The 16,696-nt window shown below is 38.4% G+C and carries 21 protein-coding genes and 1 other RNA gene; 20 read left to right on the top strand and 2 right to left on the bottom strand.

Annotation, left to right across the window (positions count from 1 at the left end):
• Nucleotides 1–9: 9 nt before the first annotated feature.
• On the top strand, nucleotides 10–519 hold the full coding sequence (locus D8M04_RS16720) for a hypothetical protein (RefSeq protein WP_121524556.1): 510 nt from the start codon (nucleotides 10–12) through the stop codon (nucleotides 517–519).
• A gap of 166 nt (nucleotides 520–685) precedes the next feature.
• Nucleotides 686–1,204 carry a type 1 glutamine amidotransferase domain-containing protein gene (locus tag D8M04_RS16715; RefSeq protein ID WP_121524555.1) on the top strand — a complete coding sequence of 173 codons (519 nt, stop codon included), beginning with the start codon at nucleotides 686–688 and terminating at the stop codon, nucleotides 1,202–1,204.
• A gap of 87 nt (nucleotides 1,205–1,291) precedes the next feature.
• Here D8M04_RS16715 and D8M04_RS16710 read toward each other — a convergent pair whose 3' ends face one another.
• Both D8M04_RS16710 and D8M04_RS16705 read right to left on the bottom strand, forming a co-directional pair.
• The gene (locus D8M04_RS16710) at nucleotides 1,292–2,584 is read right to left on the bottom strand and encodes a glycoside hydrolase family 18 protein (RefSeq protein ID WP_121524554.1); all 1,293 of its coding nucleotides are present in this window, start codon (nucleotides 2,582–2,584) and stop codon (nucleotides 1,292–1,294) included.
• Between the two features lie 97 nt (nucleotides 2,585–2,681).
• Nucleotides 2,682–3,209, bottom strand: a complete 528-nt coding sequence (locus D8M04_RS16705; protein WP_121524553.1) for a cysteine hydrolase family protein — start codon at nucleotides 3,207–3,209, stop codon at nucleotides 2,682–2,684.
• Nucleotides 3,210–3,342: 133 nt separating this feature from the next.
• Between D8M04_RS16705 and tadA the strand changes: the two genes are divergently transcribed.
• The 18 genes from tadA (at nucleotide 3,343) to rsmI (ending at nucleotide 16,425) form a co-directional block, all read left to right on the top strand.
• Entirely contained in the window at nucleotides 3,343–3,807 is a 465-nt protein-coding gene (gene tadA / locus D8M04_RS16700; protein WP_425464032.1) for a tRNA adenosine(34) deaminase TadA, read from the top strand.
• Nucleotides 3,808–3,857: 50 nt separating this feature from the next.
• Nucleotides 3,858–4,121: signal recognition particle sRNA large type (ffs, locus tag D8M04_RS16695), an RNA gene on the top strand.
• Between the two features lie 715 nt (nucleotides 4,122–4,836).
• Nucleotides 4,837–6,528 carry a DNA polymerase III subunit gamma/tau gene (dnaX, locus tag D8M04_RS16690; protein ID WP_121524552.1) on the top strand — a complete coding sequence of 564 codons (1,692 nt, stop codon included), beginning with the start codon at nucleotides 4,837–4,839 and terminating at the stop codon, nucleotides 6,526–6,528.
• Nucleotides 6,529–6,598: 70 nt separating this feature from the next.
• Nucleotides 6,599–6,913 carry a YbaB/EbfC family nucleoid-associated protein gene (locus tag D8M04_RS16685; protein WP_121524551.1) on the top strand — a complete coding sequence of 105 codons (315 nt, stop codon included), beginning with the start codon at nucleotides 6,599–6,601 and terminating at the stop codon, nucleotides 6,911–6,913.
• A 145-nt stretch (nucleotides 6,914–7,058) separates the two neighbouring features.
• Complete coding sequence (recR, locus tag D8M04_RS16680) at nucleotides 7,059–7,655, top strand: recombination mediator RecR (protein ID WP_121524550.1); 597 nt, start codon at nucleotides 7,059–7,061, stop codon at nucleotides 7,653–7,655.
• 14 nt (nucleotides 7,656–7,669) lie between these two features.
• Entirely contained in the window at nucleotides 7,670–7,885 is a 216-nt protein-coding gene (locus D8M04_RS16675; protein WP_121524549.1) for a YaaL family protein, read from the top strand.
• A gap of 118 nt (nucleotides 7,886–8,003) precedes the next feature.
• Nucleotides 8,004–8,267 (top strand): pro-sigmaK processing inhibitor BofA family protein, encoded by a 264-nt coding sequence (locus D8M04_RS16670; RefSeq protein WP_121524548.1) that lies wholly within the window; start codon nucleotides 8,004–8,006, stop codon nucleotides 8,265–8,267.
• Between the two features lie 647 nt (nucleotides 8,268–8,914).
• Nucleotides 8,915–9,106, top strand: coding sequence for a sigma factor G inhibitor Gin (locus D8M04_RS16665; RefSeq protein WP_121524547.1), 192 nt, complete (start codon nucleotides 8,915–8,917; stop codon nucleotides 9,104–9,106).
• A 114-nt stretch (nucleotides 9,107–9,220) separates the two neighbouring features.
• Nucleotides 9,221–10,666, top strand: coding sequence for an aminotransferase class I/II-fold pyridoxal phosphate-dependent enzyme (locus D8M04_RS16660; protein ID WP_121524546.1), 1,446 nt, complete (start codon nucleotides 9,221–9,223; stop codon nucleotides 10,664–10,666).
• Complete coding sequence (gene tmk / locus D8M04_RS16655) at nucleotides 10,663–11,292, top strand: dTMP kinase (RefSeq protein ID WP_121524545.1); 630 nt, start codon at nucleotides 10,663–10,665, stop codon at nucleotides 11,290–11,292. Before D8M04_RS16660 ends, tmk begins: the two co-directional genes overlap by 4 nt.
• Nucleotides 11,293–11,339: 47 nt before the next feature.
• A complete protein-coding gene (locus D8M04_RS16650; RefSeq protein ID WP_121524544.1) occupies nucleotides 11,340–11,669 on the top strand; it encodes a cyclic-di-AMP receptor in 330 nt (109 codons plus the stop codon).
• 32 nt (nucleotides 11,670–11,701) lie between these two features.
• Entirely contained in the window at nucleotides 11,702–12,133 is a 432-nt protein-coding gene (locus D8M04_RS16645) for a YaaR family protein (protein WP_121524543.1), read from the top strand.
• Between the two features lie 62 nt (nucleotides 12,134–12,195).
• Nucleotides 12,196–13,185: a DNA polymerase III subunit delta' gene (holB, locus tag D8M04_RS16640; protein WP_121524542.1), complete on the top strand. Its 990-nt coding sequence runs from the start codon at nucleotides 12,196–12,198 to the stop codon at nucleotides 13,183–13,185.
• A gap of 7 nt (nucleotides 13,186–13,192) precedes the next feature.
• Nucleotides 13,193–14,029 carry a PSP1 domain-containing protein gene (locus D8M04_RS16635; protein WP_121524541.1) on the top strand — a complete coding sequence of 279 codons (837 nt, stop codon included), beginning with the start codon at nucleotides 13,193–13,195 and terminating at the stop codon, nucleotides 14,027–14,029.
• A gap of 6 nt (nucleotides 14,030–14,035) precedes the next feature.
• Nucleotides 14,036–14,386, top strand: coding sequence for a DNA replication initiation control protein YabA (gene yabA, locus D8M04_RS16630; protein ID WP_121524540.1), 351 nt, complete (start codon nucleotides 14,036–14,038; stop codon nucleotides 14,384–14,386).
• Between the two features lie 162 nt (nucleotides 14,387–14,548).
• Nucleotides 14,549–15,289, top strand: a complete 741-nt coding sequence (locus tag D8M04_RS16625; protein ID WP_121524539.1) for a tRNA1(Val) (adenine(37)-N6)-methyltransferase — start codon at nucleotides 14,549–14,551, stop codon at nucleotides 15,287–15,289.
• Complete coding sequence (locus D8M04_RS16620; protein WP_121524538.1) at nucleotides 15,282–15,575, top strand: GIY-YIG nuclease family protein; 294 nt, start codon at nucleotides 15,282–15,284, stop codon at nucleotides 15,573–15,575. Before D8M04_RS16625 ends, D8M04_RS16620 begins: the two co-directional genes overlap by 8 nt.
• A complete protein-coding gene (gene rsmI, locus D8M04_RS16615; protein WP_121524537.1) occupies nucleotides 15,553–16,425 on the top strand; it encodes a 16S rRNA (cytidine(1402)-2'-O)-methyltransferase in 873 nt (290 codons plus the stop codon). The genes D8M04_RS16620 and rsmI overlap by 23 nt, the downstream gene beginning before the upstream one ends.
• Nucleotides 16,426–16,696 lie beyond the last annotated feature (271 nt).

Here is a 16,696-nt window from a genome sequence, read left to right as displayed (position 1 = left end):
GGAATGAACATGGATATAAAGCTGCAGGATGATCCCATCCATTATTATCCCGGTACCTCGATTAAAATGGTACCAGGGGATATTCTCTATTCTCATAAACTAGCCTTCTCTTCTTTCATTGTCGCACACGAAGCAATTATCGGGGAGGACTATCGGATCTACCATGTGAATCGCTGGGGAAGTATTGGCCATTCTGATAGCATGCCCATTTATTTGAGCAGGCATCGCAAAAAAGAGAAGCTAACTATTTTGAGGTACCCTGATCCCACTATAGCTAGAAAGGCTGCAATATGGGCAAGGGGGTCCATCGGGAAGGTAAAAACATATACCTTTAACCGGGAAGTGGCTAATATTGCAAATAACTACTGTTCTAAATTTATATGGCAGGCGTTTTACTGTGGTAGTAATTGCGAGGTTGATTTACATGGAAGTATATCGAGGTATAAGGAAAAAGCATATATAACGCCAATACAGTTGTATCGTAATTTAGAGGTTATTGGAAGCTTTAGAAATAGATAAATCTGGTTTTAAATTTTGTTGCAGATTATAGCTAGAATTGGAACGTTTAAGCTTTAACTCAAAAACTCTAATGAATAGGAAATAAGGACTTTAATGGGGATAGATGTTTGAAGGAAATGCAGAAAGGGAAAACTCCTAGTAACAACTTCAAAAAGGAGTAGATAATATGGGTAAAAGAATTGCAACTGTTATTACTGACATGTTTGAGGATGTAGAATTTACTGATCCTGCAAAAGCATTTAAAGAGGCAGGCCATGAAGTTGTCACCATTGAGAAGGAAAAAGGAAAGAAAGTTACTGGGAAAAATAACGATGCAACGGTCGAGATTGATTATGGCATTGATGATGTAAACCCTGAAGATTTTGATGCATTATTCATCCCAGGTGGATTCTCACCTGATATTTTACGTGCGGATGATCGATTTGTTTCATTTGTGAAGCAATTTATGGATGAGAAGAAGCCTGTATTTGCTATTTGCCACGGCCCACAATTATTAATTACCGCGAAGACATTGGAAGGTCGTGACGCAACAGGATGGAAATCCATTCAAGTTGACTTAGAGTACGCGGGCGCAAACGTTCATGATGACGAAGTATTTGTTTGCCAAAATCAGCTCGTAACAAGCCGTATGCCAGATGATATTCCGGCATTTAATCGCGAGTCATTAAAATTATTAGAACGATAATAAATTAGTCGGACTTGCATTTTGTTTCTTTAATTACTCTCCCCAATTAAAGGAAGTCGCGTAAAGGATAAACTTTACGCGACTTTTTTATTTTTTTAACTTTGTGATATTAAACTGGTCGTTTAATAAGAGCCAGTTTTGTGGGAAGGCTAATCCCAGCTTCCAATAAGCGATTCCGAGTAAGTTTAACTCCCGTATAAGATCAAATTTAGCTTGAATGGAACGAGCATCCTCAAACCATACCTCGTGTTCTTTCCCCTCACTATCCGTATAGGTGAAGAATGGTGCCTGTGCCGTTGTATCATACTGTATTGACACGTTATTTTCTCTAGCAATCGCGATTGCTTGCTGCGGACTGACGGCACGAGCTGCTGGACCACCTTGAACAAATGGAAGGGTCCAATCATAGCCATACAGATTTTGGCCTAAGAGGATTTTTTCAGCTGGCATTTCCGTTAGAGCATATTCCACTACTTTTCGTACCTCATTAATTGGAGAAACAGCTAATGGTGGTCCATAGCTATACCCCCATTCATATGTCATTAAAACCACAAAGTCGGCAATTTCCCCATGGGCTCGATAGTCATGTGCCTCATACAATACTCCTTGTTGAGTAGCACTTGTCTTCGGTGCAAGGGCAGTAGACATCAATAAACCGGCCTGAGAGAGTCTGTCCTTTGCTTTACGTAAAAAAGTATTATACGCTTCCCTATCTTCAGGTGGTATAAATTCGAAATCAAAATGGACATCTGAATAACCCCCAGAAGTAGCTGTATTCACGATATTGTCCAAAAGGGTATTTTGTACTGCCTGGACGGTTACTATGATATGTCCGAGCTCACTGCTAAAGCCCCCTGCCTCTAAATTTGAGACAACGAGCATCAGAGCCGTTTTATTGGCTTCAGCTATTCGTCTTAGATTTCCTGCTGGAGGGGGATTAAGTGTTCCGTCTCGGTTCACGCGAAAACTAAAATGTGCTAAATATGTTAGATATGGTGAGGTTTTTTCAGCTGCATTCTCTAACGTTTCTGAGACTGTTTCGCCCGTGGGTTCAATGTAGGCATTCGACGTAATAGACCGTTTGGGTGGTGGTGGAATGTACAGCCTAAATCCAACTGGAAGTGTGCTGGTTACTGGGAAGTTATTAATCTGGGCAAGTTCTTGATAGGTAGTTCCGAATTGCTGAGCGATGGAATATAGGGTATCACCTGGCTGTACAAAGTAGAATTGACCAACTATTGGAATGACGATGGTTTGGCCTATTACAAGGTTATTCGGAGCTTCCAATTCATTTGCATCTATAATAGCTGTTGCAGAAGATTGATATGTACTGGCTATGGAAGAAATAGTATCTCCTTGTTGTACAACGTGAATTTGCAATAATCTTCCTCCTTTTTGCGTTAGCTGGCTCATTTGTCAGCTAACGCTAGAATTCCAATTTAATACACTTTATGTTAAAGGAGGGGAAGCTATGCATTTAGATAGGATTTATATTTGCTTTCATTACAGAATTCATTAAATATAGCGCATAATCATTGCTTTCCTTTTCTTCTGATACCATGCAGTTACTTGGAATATGCAAAGTGAACTTATGCATATAGGCATCTTTAGCCGTGAATAATATGCAAATGTCACCGGCAATACCAGCAATAATAAGATGTGTCTTTTCAAGCTCTGTCAGCAAAGATTGTAAAGGAGTCTGGAAAAAGGCAGAATGCTGGGGTTTAATTAGAAAGTAATCCTCTTGTGTTGGTTTCATAGCATCAATAATAGGTTTGCTCCTATCATTTGTGCAGTGATCCAGGATAAGATTTACATCTGCTTGCCATAAATTAAAATGGTCATTAATATAGATAGTGGGCAGATTGTTATCTCTTGCATATTGCTTTAACTTTATTAAGTTTGGTAAAATTTCTTTTGTGCTTTTTAGCAGTTTTTCACTACCCTCAAAATCAAAGTCATTAATTAAATCGACAAACAATACTGCTGTTTTAGATAAATCCATAACAATGCTCCTTTATAAGTTAGTGTTAACTGAATAGGAAAAGTGTTAGACATTTTATCCTGTAATTCAAACTAACCATTATATTAGTTATTAAATACCCTAAAATAAAATTTTAAAAAGTGTTGTGAAAAAAATGATGGATGAAATGTATATGTCTTATGCCATAAAAGAGGCAGAAAAAGCACGCGCTATCCATGAAGTCCCAATTGGGGCCGTTATTGTCTATGATGATAAAATTATCGCTAAAGGACATAATCTTAGAGAAACTTCGCAAAGGACACTTTCCCATGCTGAGCTAATTGCAATGGAAGAGGCGAACCGTAAAATTGGAAGCTGGCGCCTGGAGGATTGTACACTTTATGTCACACTTGAGCCATGTCCTATGTGTGCAGGAGCCATTGTACAGTCACGTATCAAGCGGGTTGTCTATGGTGCAACTGATCCAAAAGCCGGCTGTGCAGGCACTTTAATGAATTTACTAAGTGAACCAAGGTTTAATCACCAAGTAGAGCTTAGCCGTGGTGTTTTAGAGGAAGAGTGTGCAAATCTTTTAAAGAACTTTTTCCGAGAGTTGCGTGAAAGAAAAAAAAGACAGTAACCTGTATTTACCATTGCAAAATACGTCGAAAGTAGATATAATGATACTTACCGTGCTAGGCGGGGAGGCAGCGGTGCCCTGTACTCGCAATCCGCTATAGCGAGGCTGAATCCCCATCCGAGGTGTACGACTGTATGGTCTGCCTTAAGGAATTGGTGTTGACGCTCGGGTCCTGCGCAACAGAAACCCATGAACCCTGTCAGGTCCGGAAGGAAGCAGCAGTAAGTGGTCATTTCTGTGTGCCGCAGGGAAGCCTAGGCTGAGCCATGAACTTAAGTAACGCATATAGTCGTACATCGACGGTGGGTGCACGGCTACATATAATATCAAAGCTAGAGGTCAGGAATTTTGATCTCTAGCTTTTTTCTATGGTAGAAATGGAAGGATTAAATGATTATTCGCAGGGGCATGCTTTGCTGCTGTTACTTTGATAGAAAATGTTGATTAACTTATTCAAGATTGTCCGTTGTATACAACGAAAACACATCGGTAATATGCGCTCGTGATTTCCGCTCCGGGCAGTACGCTTTCCACGGGCAACGTCTCAGCCTCGGGCCAACAGGATGTTGGTCATAAAGGCGTTGCCACAGGACGTGGCGTTCTTAGCCTTTGTTCCTTCGCACTTCCTGCGGGGTCTTCGCTTGTTGCTTTTCCCGCAGGAGTCGACTGCCCTCCGCTCCAATCACTTCCTGTTTAATAATGCTTCCTTATCCATTGTTTTTAACGCACAATCTAGCGGAGGAAATACACGGAGACTCCTGCGGGAGGAAAAGCCTAGGTGAGACCCCGCAGAGACGACAGTCTCGAGGAGGCTCAGCAGCGCCCGCGGAAAGCGCAGTGTATTTCCGGAGCGGAATTCATGCACTATCTTGAATTAAACTAATCAGAAGTCTACTCATATTATGCATTAAGTAATATTCTATTAAAGCAACTAAGGAAACAAAAAACTTCCTAAATTTATCTCTCTAGTTCACATTCTCCCCTTAAATCGGTTATAATGAAAATTAGAATGTAGAGGGGAATCTGTCTATGAGTTATCAAGCTTTATACCGCGTTTGGCGTCCAAGAAAATTTAGTGATGTAGCAGGGCAAACTCATATCACGAGAACATTGCAAAATGCTATTGCGCAGCAAAAATTTTCGCATGCCTATATTTTCTCTGGCCCTCGAGGAACAGGGAAAACGAGTGCAGCAAAAATATTTGCCAAAGCGATTAACTGTGAGCATGCCCCAGTGGAAGAGCCATGTAATGAATGTGCGGCATGTCGTGGCATTCAAGATGGTTCCATTTCTGATGTAATTGAAATTGATGCTGCTTCCAATACTAGTGTAGATGATATTCGTGAAATAAGAGAAAATGTAAAATACGCTTCTACTGCTGTTCCTTATAAAGTGTACATTATTGATGAGGTTCATATGATTTCTAACAATGCATTTAATGCATTGTTAAAGACATTAGAAGAGCCACCGAAGCATGTTGTATTTATACTGGCAACAACGGAACCACACAAGATCCCGCTGACTATCTTGTCAAGATGTCAACGATTTGATTTTAAACCGATCTCCAATGAAGCAATTGTTAATCGTATGCATACGATTATTGCTGCTGAAAAAATTGATGCTTCAGAAGATGCTTTAGATGCTATCGCTTTAGCTGCGGAGGGCGGAATGCGTGATGCTTTAAGTATTTTGGACCAAGCTATCTCCTATAGCGAGGATAGTGTACAACTGGATGATGTACTAGCAGTCACTGGTGGGGTTTCACAAGGCGTAATGACTACCATGGTGAGTGCCATGTATGATCAAAATATTCAAGAAGCATTACAATTGCTAGATAAGATGATTCAAAACGGAAAAGACCCTGGCCGATTTGTTTATGATATGATTTATTTTATGCGTGACCTGCTTTTATTTAAAAGTGCTCCAAATCTCGATGGATTATTAGAAAGAGCAAGAGCTAATGATGAATTCCGTGAATTAGCTGAAAAGCTCTCCAATAAATGGGTGGAGCAAGCGATAATTCAATTAAATCAATGTCAACAAGAGATGAAATGGACAAATAGTCCAAAGATTTTTATTGAAATCGCCATCCTTTCTTTAACAAATCGTGTCCAAGATTCACCACAGACTGAGAGTAACGTCGATTCTGATGCTGTTATCCAATTAACACAGAAATTAGAACGGCTTGAAAAAGAGTTAAAGCAGATAAAGCAAAACCCTCAGGCTATAAGTGGTGCAGGCCAAGCTACACCTGAAAAACGAAGACCAGCAAGGACTTCAAAAAACAGTTTTAAAATCCCAATCGAACGGATCCGAGAAGTGCTTGGGCAAGCTGAGAAGCCTGCCTTAAAGCAAGTACAATCTGCATGGCCAAACTTTTTGGCTAAATTAAAAGGTACAAACGCTCCAGCACATGCTACGATTCAGGATAGTAAACCTGCAGCAGCTTCTGATCAAGCGGTAGTTGTTGCATTTAGATATGAAATACATTGCTCTCTATTCTTAGAACATCAAAGCACGGTTGAATCTATTTTAACTACTGTTATCGGGAAAAATATAACTATTATTCCGATACCTGATAAAGATTGGAAAGAACTAAGAGCAGATTATTTGCAGAAGCAGGAAAATAATCCATCTGAAAAATCTGCAGAAAAAACTGATCCACTTGTGGATGAGGCCAAAAAGCTCTTTGGAGATGATTTGGTGGAAATTCACGACTAAGATATAGGATGTCATATTTTTACTCGAATGAGTAGTAAAATAAATTGGAGAATAAGAAGGAGGTATTTCCATGAAGGGAAATATGAACAATATGATGAAACAAATGCAAAAAATGCAGAAGAAAATGATGAAGGCACAAGATGAGTTATTTGAAATGACTTTCGAAGCTTCTGCAGGTGGTGGAATGGTTACTGTTCAAGCTAATGGTAAGAAAGAGATTACAGATGTACAAATAAAGGAAGAAGTAGTAGATCCGGATGATATTGAAATGCTTCAAGACTTAATCCTTGCAGCTACGAATGATGTATTAAAGCAAATTGATGAAAAAACAAACGATACAATGGGACAATTTACAAAAGGACTAAATATGCCTGGGATGTTCTAATGGTTTGCAAGCAAACACAAAAGCGAAAGAATGACGTCACATTAGTGAATATGTGACTTTGAAACTGGGAGCATTTAGGTGGAGGGATATATCAACATGCCCTCTGTATCTAAGTGCTTTCGTTTTCGAATTAGGAGGCAAACAAATGTATTATCCAGAACCAATTTCCAAACTGATTGACAGTTTTACAAAATTGCCAGGCATAGGTCCAAAAACCGCTGTACGCCTAGCTTTTTTTGTTATTAATATGAACGATGACGATGTCATGAATTTTGCTAACTCGTTAATTAGTGCCAAGCGTGAATTAACACACTGTTCTGTCTGTGGTCATATAACCGATCAAGATCCTTGTGCAATTTGCTCCGATACTTCTCGTGATAATTCCGTTATTTGTGTAGTGCAAGATCCGAAAGATGTTATCGCCATGGAGAAAATGAGAGAATTTAGAGGGAAGTATCATGTCCTCCATGGGGCAATATCACCAATGGACGGGATTGGTCCAGAGGATATTAATATTCCAGATCTTTTAAATCGCTTAAAGGATGAAGAAGTGGAAGAAATTATCCTTGCAACAAATCCGAACATTGAAGGAGAAGCTACAGCAATGTATATATCTAGATTAGTGAAACCTTCAGGTATAAGGACAACACGTATTGCTCATGGATTACCTGTCGGCGGCGACCTGGAATATGCAGATGAGGTAACATTATCTAAAGCACTAGAGGGAAGAAGAGAAGTCTAGAAAAAGGTGAGGCAATGGGCAAAGGGAAAAAAAGAAAGCGAATGGACATCGATCGTGAATTGCTCGAAACAATTGTCGAGCTTGAAAAAGAATGGAAGCAAATTCGAATGATTATGAATAAAAGTATTGAATCATCCCAGGTTGTCGGAATGCATTTAGCTTTAGCAGAGGCAAAGTATATGTTCGCTTTTCGTGAGGCGAGGCGTCGTAACTTACGTGCGATTCGTTAATATGCTAGATTAACAGAATAATAGTTAGACAAGGATTATTAGCTTAGTCCTTGTCTTTTGTTCTTTTTCCCTCCTTTTTTTCATATGTACTAATAAGGAAAAGAAGGAGATGATTGAAATGGATTCTACACTTGTAATCACCATTATGGTTTCTCTAGTTGTTATTTTGCTCCTTGTTGGGGCACCAGTTAAGCCAATGCGTTTTATTGGACAAGCTACCATTAAACTGGGAATAGGAATATTGTTCTTATTTTTCTTCAATGTTTTTGGTGGTGCCTTTGGTCTGCATATACCTATTAATATTTATACAACCATCGTATCTGGATTCTTAGGTTTATTCGGAGTAGCCTCCCTCGCTGCAATTCATTGGTTTATTATATAAAATATTATTTTAATTTATCCCAAAGTAAATGTTCCTTTATTGGAATGCAATTCCCTTTCATATAATTACAGTTGATAGAAAATCCGACGTAGTTAAAATAGAATTTCTTGATCATACTCTCGCTTGTTCTAATGATGGTTTGTGCTAGAAGTCGCTTCGGCAGAATACTCCGCTTTCCACGGGCACGGCCTCAGCCTCCTCGCGGAAAAACCATCGCTGCGGGGTCTTCGGACACGTGCTATTCCCGTAGGAGTCTCCGTATTCTGCCTACGCTAATTAGACTTTCTGTTTTATAAGTTGTGGAAGTACAGTAAATAACGTTTCAAAGAACTACATTCGAATGCTTATTACAGTAATAAATAGAAAATTAGAGAAGCTCAAACTAAGTGGAGGAAATACACGGAGACTCCTGCGGGATGAAAAACCTAGGTGAGACCCCACAGAGACGACAGTCTCGAGGAGGCTCAGCAGCGCCCGCGGAAAGCGCAGTGTATTTCCGGAGCGGTTTTTATTCACTATACTGAATTAAATAAGTCAGGGGCTTATCTAAAATTGCAGATCCAACATATCTTCAATAATAAGTTTCAAAGATTACCTGTATAGATTCCGTTAGATTAGGAGATACTATATTTAACGGAGGTGAGGAAATGGAGTCATTCCAACTATTTGAAAAATGCGGAATATGTGAAGAAGAAAAGGAAGAAGGTATTCATTTATACAATTTGTTTCTTTGTCGAGAATGTGAGCATAATATTATCCATACCGAGCCAAGAGAAGAGAAATATAAGTATTATTTGCATAAACTAAAAAATATAAAGGAATCCAAATTATATTCATAGGATTTAAAACCAATTTAATAAGCTCAATACGAATATTTGAAATCCGTTATAAAGTCTTTGCTAGCAAAGGCTTTTTTGTTTACTATGAAGTAAATGATAGAACGGGGGATACCAATGAATCATAAACAACTAGAATTACCTCTTTTTACAAAGTTACAGACCTTCCAAGATAAAAACCCCATATCTTTCCATGTCCCTGGCCATAAAAACGGCTCTGTTTTCCCTCATCAGGCGAAAGGAACCTTTCAATCTATACTTAAGTATGATATGACGGAATTAAATGGACTAGATGATTTGCACGCACCTAGCGAAGTAATTAAAGAAGCGGAGGAATTAGCGCAGGATTACTTTAATAGTAAACACACTTTCTTTCTTGTGGGGGGGAGTACTGTTGGTAACCTAGCTATGTTACTTGCAACCTGCCAAGGAGGAGACCACATTATTGTCCAGCGGAATTGCCATAAGTCGATTGTGAATGGCTTAGAATTGTGTGGGGCAAAGCCTATTTTTATCACTCCCGAATATGAGGAAGCATTAGAACGATATACAAGTCCAAGTGTAGCTACCCTTCAAGAGGCGCTACATCGATATCCAGATGCGAAGGCAGTGGTGTTAACTTACCCAGATTATTTCGGCAGAACGTATTCTATCAAAGAAATGATAGATTTAATCCATTCATATGAGATTCCTGTATTAGTAGATGAAGCGCATGGAGTCCATTTTTCTTTAGGAAGTCCTTTTCCACCTTCCGCACTGGAGCTTGGAGCTGATGTAGTTGTTCATTCTGCTCATAAAATGGCTCCAGCTATGACAATGTCTTCTTATCTTCATGTAAATTCCATGCTCGTATCAGAGGATAAAATTGCTCATTATTTACAAATACTCCAGTCCAGCAGCCCCTCATACCCGTTAATGGCTTCTTTAGATATAGCAAGGTATTTCTTGGCGAATATAACGAAGGAGGAGCTCGAGGAAATAAAAGAAAGTGTGGCTTATGTCAGAGATATATTTGAGCGATCAGACATTTGGAATGTACTCCCAATATCTGAAAAGGATGACTTTTTAAAAATTACGTTACACGTGAAACATCAGTATGCAGCGAATGAAGTGACGAGGATTTTTGAGGAGAATCAAATTTATCCAGAATTAACTACCCATAATCAAATCCTGTTTATCCATGGACTAGCACCATTTAATGAAGATAGACGTTTAAAGAATGCTATAAAAAGCGTAAACGAACAATTAAAAAATAACGAAAACCATGCTACAATAGATATATCCAAACAATTTCCGAAAAAAATACAGGAATTGGATTTGTCTTATACAACTATGAATAAACTAAAAATAATAGAAGTCCCTTATGAAGAAGGGATAGGTCATATTTCAGCGGAGTCGATTATTCCGTATCCCCCTGGTATTCCTTTTCTTCTTAAAGGAGAGAGAATAACAGAGGCACATTTCAAAGCCTTAGCAGAGATGACAGAACAAGGTATAAGGCTGCAACAAAGAAACAGGGAACGAATTAAGATTTACAGACATAAAGGAGACCAGCTTTCGTGAACGGATATTTTATTACTTTTGAAGGTGGAGAAGGTGCCGGGAAAACCTCGGTTCTTGACAGAGTATATTATACTCTCCTCGAACAGGGATATGATGTACTGAAAACAAGAGAACCAGGGGGCATTGAAATCGCTGAACAGATTAGAAGGATAATACTTGATCCTAAGAATACGGCTATGGAGGAACGGACAGAGGCATTATTATATGCAGCTGCACGTAGACAGCATTTAGTGGAGAAGGTATTACCTGCTCTCGAGCAAGGAAAGATCATCTTATGCGATCGATTTATTGACAGCAGTCTAGCCTATCAAGGTTATGCAAGAGGCTTGGGGATTGAGGAGGTATATGCTATTAATCAGTTTGCCATTAAGGAGCAAATGCCTCATCTTACACTCTTCTTTGACATCGAACCGAAAAAGGGTTTAGCGCGTATTGAGTCGAATAAAGAAAGAGAAAGAAACCGATTGGATCTGGAGAATATTCTTTTCCATGAACGTGTATATCAGGGATATCAAATTCTTTTAGATAAATTCCCAGCACGTATAAAGGTTGTTAATGCCGATCAACCAATAGAAGCAGTTGAGAAAGATGCCTATGATTGTGTCATCGAGCACTTAAATAAATAAAATGTAATTAGGGTATAGATTTATTAATCATGAAGGGAGGAAGTATGATGAAGCTAATAATGGCTGTCGTACAGGATAAAGACTCAAATCGGCTTATAAATGCATTGGGAGATAAGAATTTTCAGGTTACGAAGCTTGCCTCAACTGGTGGATTCTTAAAGGAAGGAAATACAACTTTAATGATTGGTTGTAATGATGAAAGATTAGATGATGTTTTGGGAGTAATTAAGGATAATTGTTCGCATCGTGAACAAATGGTTGCCCCTATATCTCCAATGGGTGGAAATGCAGATTCCTATATTCCGAAACCAGTGAAAGTAGAGGTTGGCGGTGCTACGGTATTCGTGCTGCCGATTGAATCATTCTATCAATTTTAGTTATTAGCTAAACAAGGAAGGGGTGGTTGCACTTGAAAATCACCAACGATATACAAACACAAGCAGAAAAAAAATATGTACGCCAACCTTCCGTTGATGCACGTTCATTTAGTAATTCCTTACAGGCTCAAACTATTCAACTGAAACAGCAGGAATTTGAGAAACTAATAAAGAATATTACGGTACAAGGTAATATTCTTGCGAGGTCGAGGAATTTTCGTGATCTTGCCAGGTTTAAAAGGATGATAAAGGATTTTCTGCAAGAAGCAGTGACGAACGGATACAAACTGCATAAAGAGCATCAATTCGGGTTTAACGGTAGTCGGAAATTGACTATTGTAAAAGAGATTGATGAGAAATTACTGCAGTTAACAGAAGAGATTATGAATCAAGAGGAAAAGACAGTTCATATTTTGGGGCTTATTGGTGAAATTAAAGGATTATTAATTAACCTATACACATGATGAGGAATCGGTTTCCTTACCGATTCTTTATCATTCATAAAAGGTTTAGGATGGTTATATAAATGAAAACATGGGCTGAAGTAGAAAAGATACAACCACTTGCGAGCCGAATCATAACGAATAGTATTAAAAAAGACCGTATTTCTCATGCGTATTTAATCCAAGGAGAGAGAGGGACGGGGAAAGAAGCGATCGCACGTTTAATAGCGAAAGGTTTATTCTGTGAGGAAAAGCGTGGGATAGAGCCTTGTAATGAATGTGTGAATTGTAAACGTATTACGTCTGGTAACCACCCCGATGTCCATTGGATTGAACCAGAGGGAAAATCCATTAAAAAGGAACAAGTAGAAAACCTGCAAAAGGAATTTACTTATTCTGGTCTTGAGTCGAATCAGAAGGTGTACGTTGTGAAAGATGCTGATACATTAACAACTAACGCCTCCAATCGGATTTTGAAGTTTCTTGAGGAACCCAGTCAGCAAACGACAGCAATCATGCTAACAGAAAATAGTCGAGCTATTTTAACTACTATCCGGTCCCGTTGTCAGGTTATAGATCTAAAGCCTTTAAATCCTGCCTCTTTTAGGGACAAGTTAAAAGAAGAAGGTATGGATAACAGAAATGCTAGTCTGTTCAGTGTATTAACGAATAATCTCGATGAAGCAAAGCATTGGAGCGAAGAAGAGTGGTTTGCAGAGTCCAGAAAATTAATGGTACAATTAATAGAAATGTTTTCTTCCAAACCAGAAGACGTTTATCTATTTATTCATAGTCATTTGTTGCCTCATTTAAAGGATAGAGATAATCAAGAGCGAGGACTTGATTTATTGTTGTTGGCATTTAGAGATATTCTCTATTTCTCTATTGGAAACGAAGAAGGACTTGTTTTCTTTGATTCACAAGAGGAAATAGTGGAAAGGTTAGCGATGGAGTTTTCTCAAGAGAAATTAATCGAAATTCTAAACGCCATCTTGCAAGCAAAGAGAAAATTGAAGCAGAATGTACAACCCATGTTAGTGTTTGAACAGCTTATGCTTCAAATAAAGAGGTGAGACTAAAATGATAGAAGTAATTGGAGTCCGTTTTAAAAAAGCGGGTAAAATATATTATTTTGATCCAGGTGAGGAGAACATTTCCTTAAACAGCTATGTCATAGTAGAAACCATTCGTGGGATTGAATTTGGCAAAGTGGTTATCACGAATAAAAAAGTGGATGAGGAAGATGTTGTACTCCCTTTAAAGAAAGTCATTCGTGTTGCAGATGAGAAGGACAAGCTAACAGTTGTCGAGAATCAGGAGCAAGCAAAGAAGGCTTTTGATATATGTGGTGAGAAGATTAAAGAACATCAACTGGATATGAATCTAGTAGAGGTAGAATATACGTTTGATCGTAATAAAATTATCTTTTATTTCACAGCAGACGGTCGAGTGGATTTCCGTGAGTTGGTAAAAGATTTAGCTGCCATGTTTAAAACAAGAATTGAGTTAAGACAAATTGGCGTTCGTGATGAAGCCAAAATGCTAGGTGGTATTGGCCCTTGTGGTAGAATGCTATGTTGCTCTACGTTCTTAGGTGATTTTGAGCCTGTCTCTATTAAAATGGCAAAAGACCAGAACCTTTCTTTAAACCCAGCTAAAATATCTGGATTATGTGGTCGATTAATGTGCTGTTTAAAATATGAAAATGATGATTATGAAACAGCAAAGCGTGAATTACCGGATATTGGGGAGGCTATTAACACACCATATGGTAAAGGGAAAGTGGTTGGCCTGAATATGTTAGAGAGACTCATTCAGATTGAAATACCTGAAAAAGAGCGGGTAATTGAATATACATTGGACGAACTTATAGAAGAAGGAATTTTAGCTCAGGGGCCACATAATATAACGAGGTGAGTGGGCGTGAATAATAGGCAGATCTTTGATCAAGTATCTGATATGGAGAAGCAAATCGGTGAATTGTATGAGCAACTCGGAGATTTAAAACAGAAATTAAGCTCTTTACTCGAAGAAAATCATCGGCTTGCAATGGAAAATCACAACCTCAGAAATCACTTGAATCAACTAGAAGAACCAAAAAAAGCCGAAACAGATACAAAAATGGGGAAAAAAGTTAAAATTCCTAGTGAAGGCTATGATAATCTAGCGAGATTATACGAAGAAGGATTTCATATATGTAATTTAGAATTTGGCAGTCCAAGGAGAAATGAGGATTGCATGTTCTGTTTAGAGTTTTTTGACAAAACAAAATAGCAAATAGTGAAGCTGTCTCGCTTGAGACAGCTTCTTTTACAGGATGTTTAAAGAGGCCAGAGGACGCCAGAGAACGCCAGAGAACTTAGCCGACCTCCGTCTTTTTATCCTCCTTTTGAATATAAATTTAAAGGATATTACTAGTTAAAGCAGGAGATAATCATGGTAAAGTTATATGATGATGAAAGAATCGACTTTTTATTAGCGGACGAGAGCATGCGTATTATTCAAAGTCCTACAGCATTTGCGTTCTCATTAGATGCTGTCATGCTTGCACATTTTGCATCGATCCCTAAAAAAAGAGGGAGGATTTTGGATTTATGTACAGGTAATGGTGTTGTACCTTTGCTGCTAAGCAGAAGGACAGAGGCATCCATAACTGGGGTAGAAATTCAAGAGCGTATCTTCCATATGGCAGAACGTAATGTTACATTAAATGAATTATCTGAGCAGCTATCTATGATTCATGGGGATTTAAAAGAAATGAAGCCGATACTGGGCCATAGTAATTTTGATGTGGTTACCTGCAATCCTCCATACTTCCAAACTCCTTCTAGCAAGGAACAGAATCATAATGAATATTTAACAATAGCAAGACATGAGGTATATTGCACATTAGAAGATGTGGTAAAGGCTTGTAAACTGCATGTGAAACCAGGTGGTAAGGTGGCCATGGTCCATCGTCCAGGTAGGCTAATCGATATCGTAGCGTTATTCAGAGCATATAAATTGGAGCCTAAACGATTGCAGCTTGTCTATCCTAAACCTGGCAGAGAAGCCAATATGTTGTTAATTGAAGGAATACGAGACGGGAAGGCAGATTTGAAAATAATGCCGCCATTGTATATTTACAATGAAGATGGTACATATACAAAGGAAGCGGAGGAAATTATTTATGGATGAAAATGAGCATATGGTGTATATCCTAAAATGTGGTGATAATTCTCTGTATACAGGATATACCAATGACCTAGACCATCGTTTGAAAATGCATAGAGAAGGAAAGGGAGCAAAGTACACGAAAGGAAGGGGACCTTTCCAAGTAGTGTATATTGAAAAATTCCCAACCAAAGAAGAAGCGATGAAAAAGGAATACCAAATCAAGCAATTAAAGAAAAAAGGAAAGTTATTGCTTATCCGTAACTGGTTGAAAGAAGTGATGAAGAATGAACAATCAGAAAAGCTTTGAAGATGAATCATCAGGTTTACTCTATGTAGTGCCGACACCGATTGGGAACTTAGAGGATATTACCTTTCGAGCGTTACAAGTATTAAAGGATGCCGCGATTGTAGCAGCAGAAGATACAAGAAATACAAGGAAATTATTTAATCATTTTGATATCGATACACCACTGATCAGTTATCACGAATATAGCAATAAAGAAAGAGAAGAACAGCTGCTGGAGCGGGTGGCGAAAGGCGAATCCATTGCGATTGTAAGTGATGCTGGAATGCCAGCTATTTCTGACCCAGGTTATGAAATTGTTCGAGCTGCGACAGAGCGTGACTTAAAAGTTGTAGTTCTTCCAGGAGCAAATGCTGCATTGTGTGCATTAGTGGGTTCAGGATTACCCACTAATGAATTTTATTTCTATGGGTTTTTGCCAAGAAAGAAAAAGGAAAAAGCCGACGCGTTAACTCAACTTAAATTCCTTAAAGCTACGATCCTTTTTTATGAATCACCATATAGGGTAAAAGATACACTATCCAGTATGAAAGATGTGTTAGGTAATCGAAAAGTAGCTGTGGCACGCGAATTGACGAAACGGTTTGAGGAATATACGAGGGGGACATTGGAAGAAATAGTCGACTTCTTAAACCAGCATGAACCAAAGGGTGAGTTCTGTATCGTCGTAGAAGGAAATACTTCTAATGAGGAACCAAATCATTCCATTTGGTGGAATGATTTAAACGTGATTGAACATATTGAACATTATATGGAAGAAGAGCAGTTATCGAGTAAAGATGCTATCAAGAAGGTTGCGACGGATCGTAATTTACCTAAGAGGGAAGTATACCAAGCTTATCATATTAAGTAATAGCTAATGACGAGCCCAAATTAAAAGGGGGCTGACGTGCCTATGCAAGCGTCAGCTCCCTTTATGACTTTTATTAATGTTATCTTATTCTAACAGATAAATTAAATTACTGTAAATAGAAATTTTAAATAAAATTTAATATTTAATTGATTTACCCATTTATTGGATAATAAAATTCCTTCGATTGATTATTCTTACATAAATCAAATTGAAACACACAATAACGTCTAATCTCTGATAATTGACATGGTTACCATTACACATTCTCGTC

Origin of the sequence: Oceanobacillus piezotolerans (genome assembly GCF_003665065.1) — a bacterium.
In the GTDB taxonomy this organism is placed as follows: domain Bacteria; phylum Bacillota; class Bacilli; order Bacillales; family Amphibacillaceae; genus Oceanobacillus; species Oceanobacillus piezotolerans.
The sequence above is the reverse complement of the archived record's forward strand: the minus strand, read 5'-3'. Positions and strand labels throughout refer to the sequence as shown.

Excerpts from the sequence above, each read along its gene's own strand:
- dnaX (WP_121524552.1), top strand. The coding sequence starts at position 4,837 with ATGAGTTATCAAGCTTTATACCGCGTTTGGCGTCCAAGAAAATTTAGT.
- D8M04_RS16715 (WP_121524555.1), top strand. The coding sequence starts at position 686 with ATGGGTAAAAGAATTGCAACTGTTATTACTGACATGTTTGAGGATGTA.
- D8M04_RS16625 (WP_121524539.1), top strand. The coding sequence starts at position 14,549 with ATGGTAAAGTTATATGATGATGAAAGAATCGACTTTTTATTAGCGGAC.
- D8M04_RS16665 (WP_121524547.1), top strand. The coding sequence starts at position 8,915 with ATGGAGTCATTCCAACTATTTGAAAAATGCGGAATATGTGAAGAAGAA.
- D8M04_RS16705 (WP_121524553.1), bottom strand. The coding sequence starts at position 3,209 with ATGGATTTATCTAAAACAGCAGTATTGTTTGTCGATTTAATTAATGAC.
- holB (WP_121524542.1), top strand. The coding sequence starts at position 12,196 with ATGAAAACATGGGCTGAAGTAGAAAAGATACAACCACTTGCGAGCCGA.
- D8M04_RS16720 (WP_121524556.1), top strand. The coding sequence starts at position 10 with ATGGATATAAAGCTGCAGGATGATCCCATCCATTATTATCCCGGTACC.
- rsmI (WP_121524537.1), top strand. The coding sequence starts at position 15,553 with ATGAACAATCAGAAAAGCTTTGAAGATGAATCATCAGGTTTACTCTAT.
- recR (WP_121524550.1), top strand. The coding sequence starts at position 7,059 with ATGTATTATCCAGAACCAATTTCCAAACTGATTGACAGTTTTACAAAA.
- D8M04_RS16660 (WP_121524546.1), top strand. The coding sequence starts at position 9,221 with ATGAATCATAAACAACTAGAATTACCTCTTTTTACAAAGTTACAGACC.
- tadA (WP_425464032.1), top strand. The coding sequence starts at position 3,343 with ATGATGGATGAAATGTATATGTCTTATGCCATAAAAGAGGCAGAAAAA.
- D8M04_RS16685 (WP_121524551.1), top strand. The coding sequence starts at position 6,599 with ATGAAGGGAAATATGAACAATATGATGAAACAAATGCAAAAAATGCAG.
- D8M04_RS16650 (WP_121524544.1), top strand. The coding sequence starts at position 11,340 with ATGAAGCTAATAATGGCTGTCGTACAGGATAAAGACTCAAATCGGCTT.
- D8M04_RS16670 (WP_121524548.1), top strand. The coding sequence starts at position 8,004 with ATGGATTCTACACTTGTAATCACCATTATGGTTTCTCTAGTTGTTATT.
- D8M04_RS16620 (WP_121524538.1), top strand. The coding sequence starts at position 15,282 with ATGGATGAAAATGAGCATATGGTGTATATCCTAAAATGTGGTGATAAT.
- D8M04_RS16675 (WP_121524549.1), top strand. The coding sequence starts at position 7,670 with ATGGGCAAAGGGAAAAAAAGAAAGCGAATGGACATCGATCGTGAATTG.
- D8M04_RS16635 (WP_121524541.1), top strand. The coding sequence starts at position 13,193 with ATGATAGAAGTAATTGGAGTCCGTTTTAAAAAAGCGGGTAAAATATAT.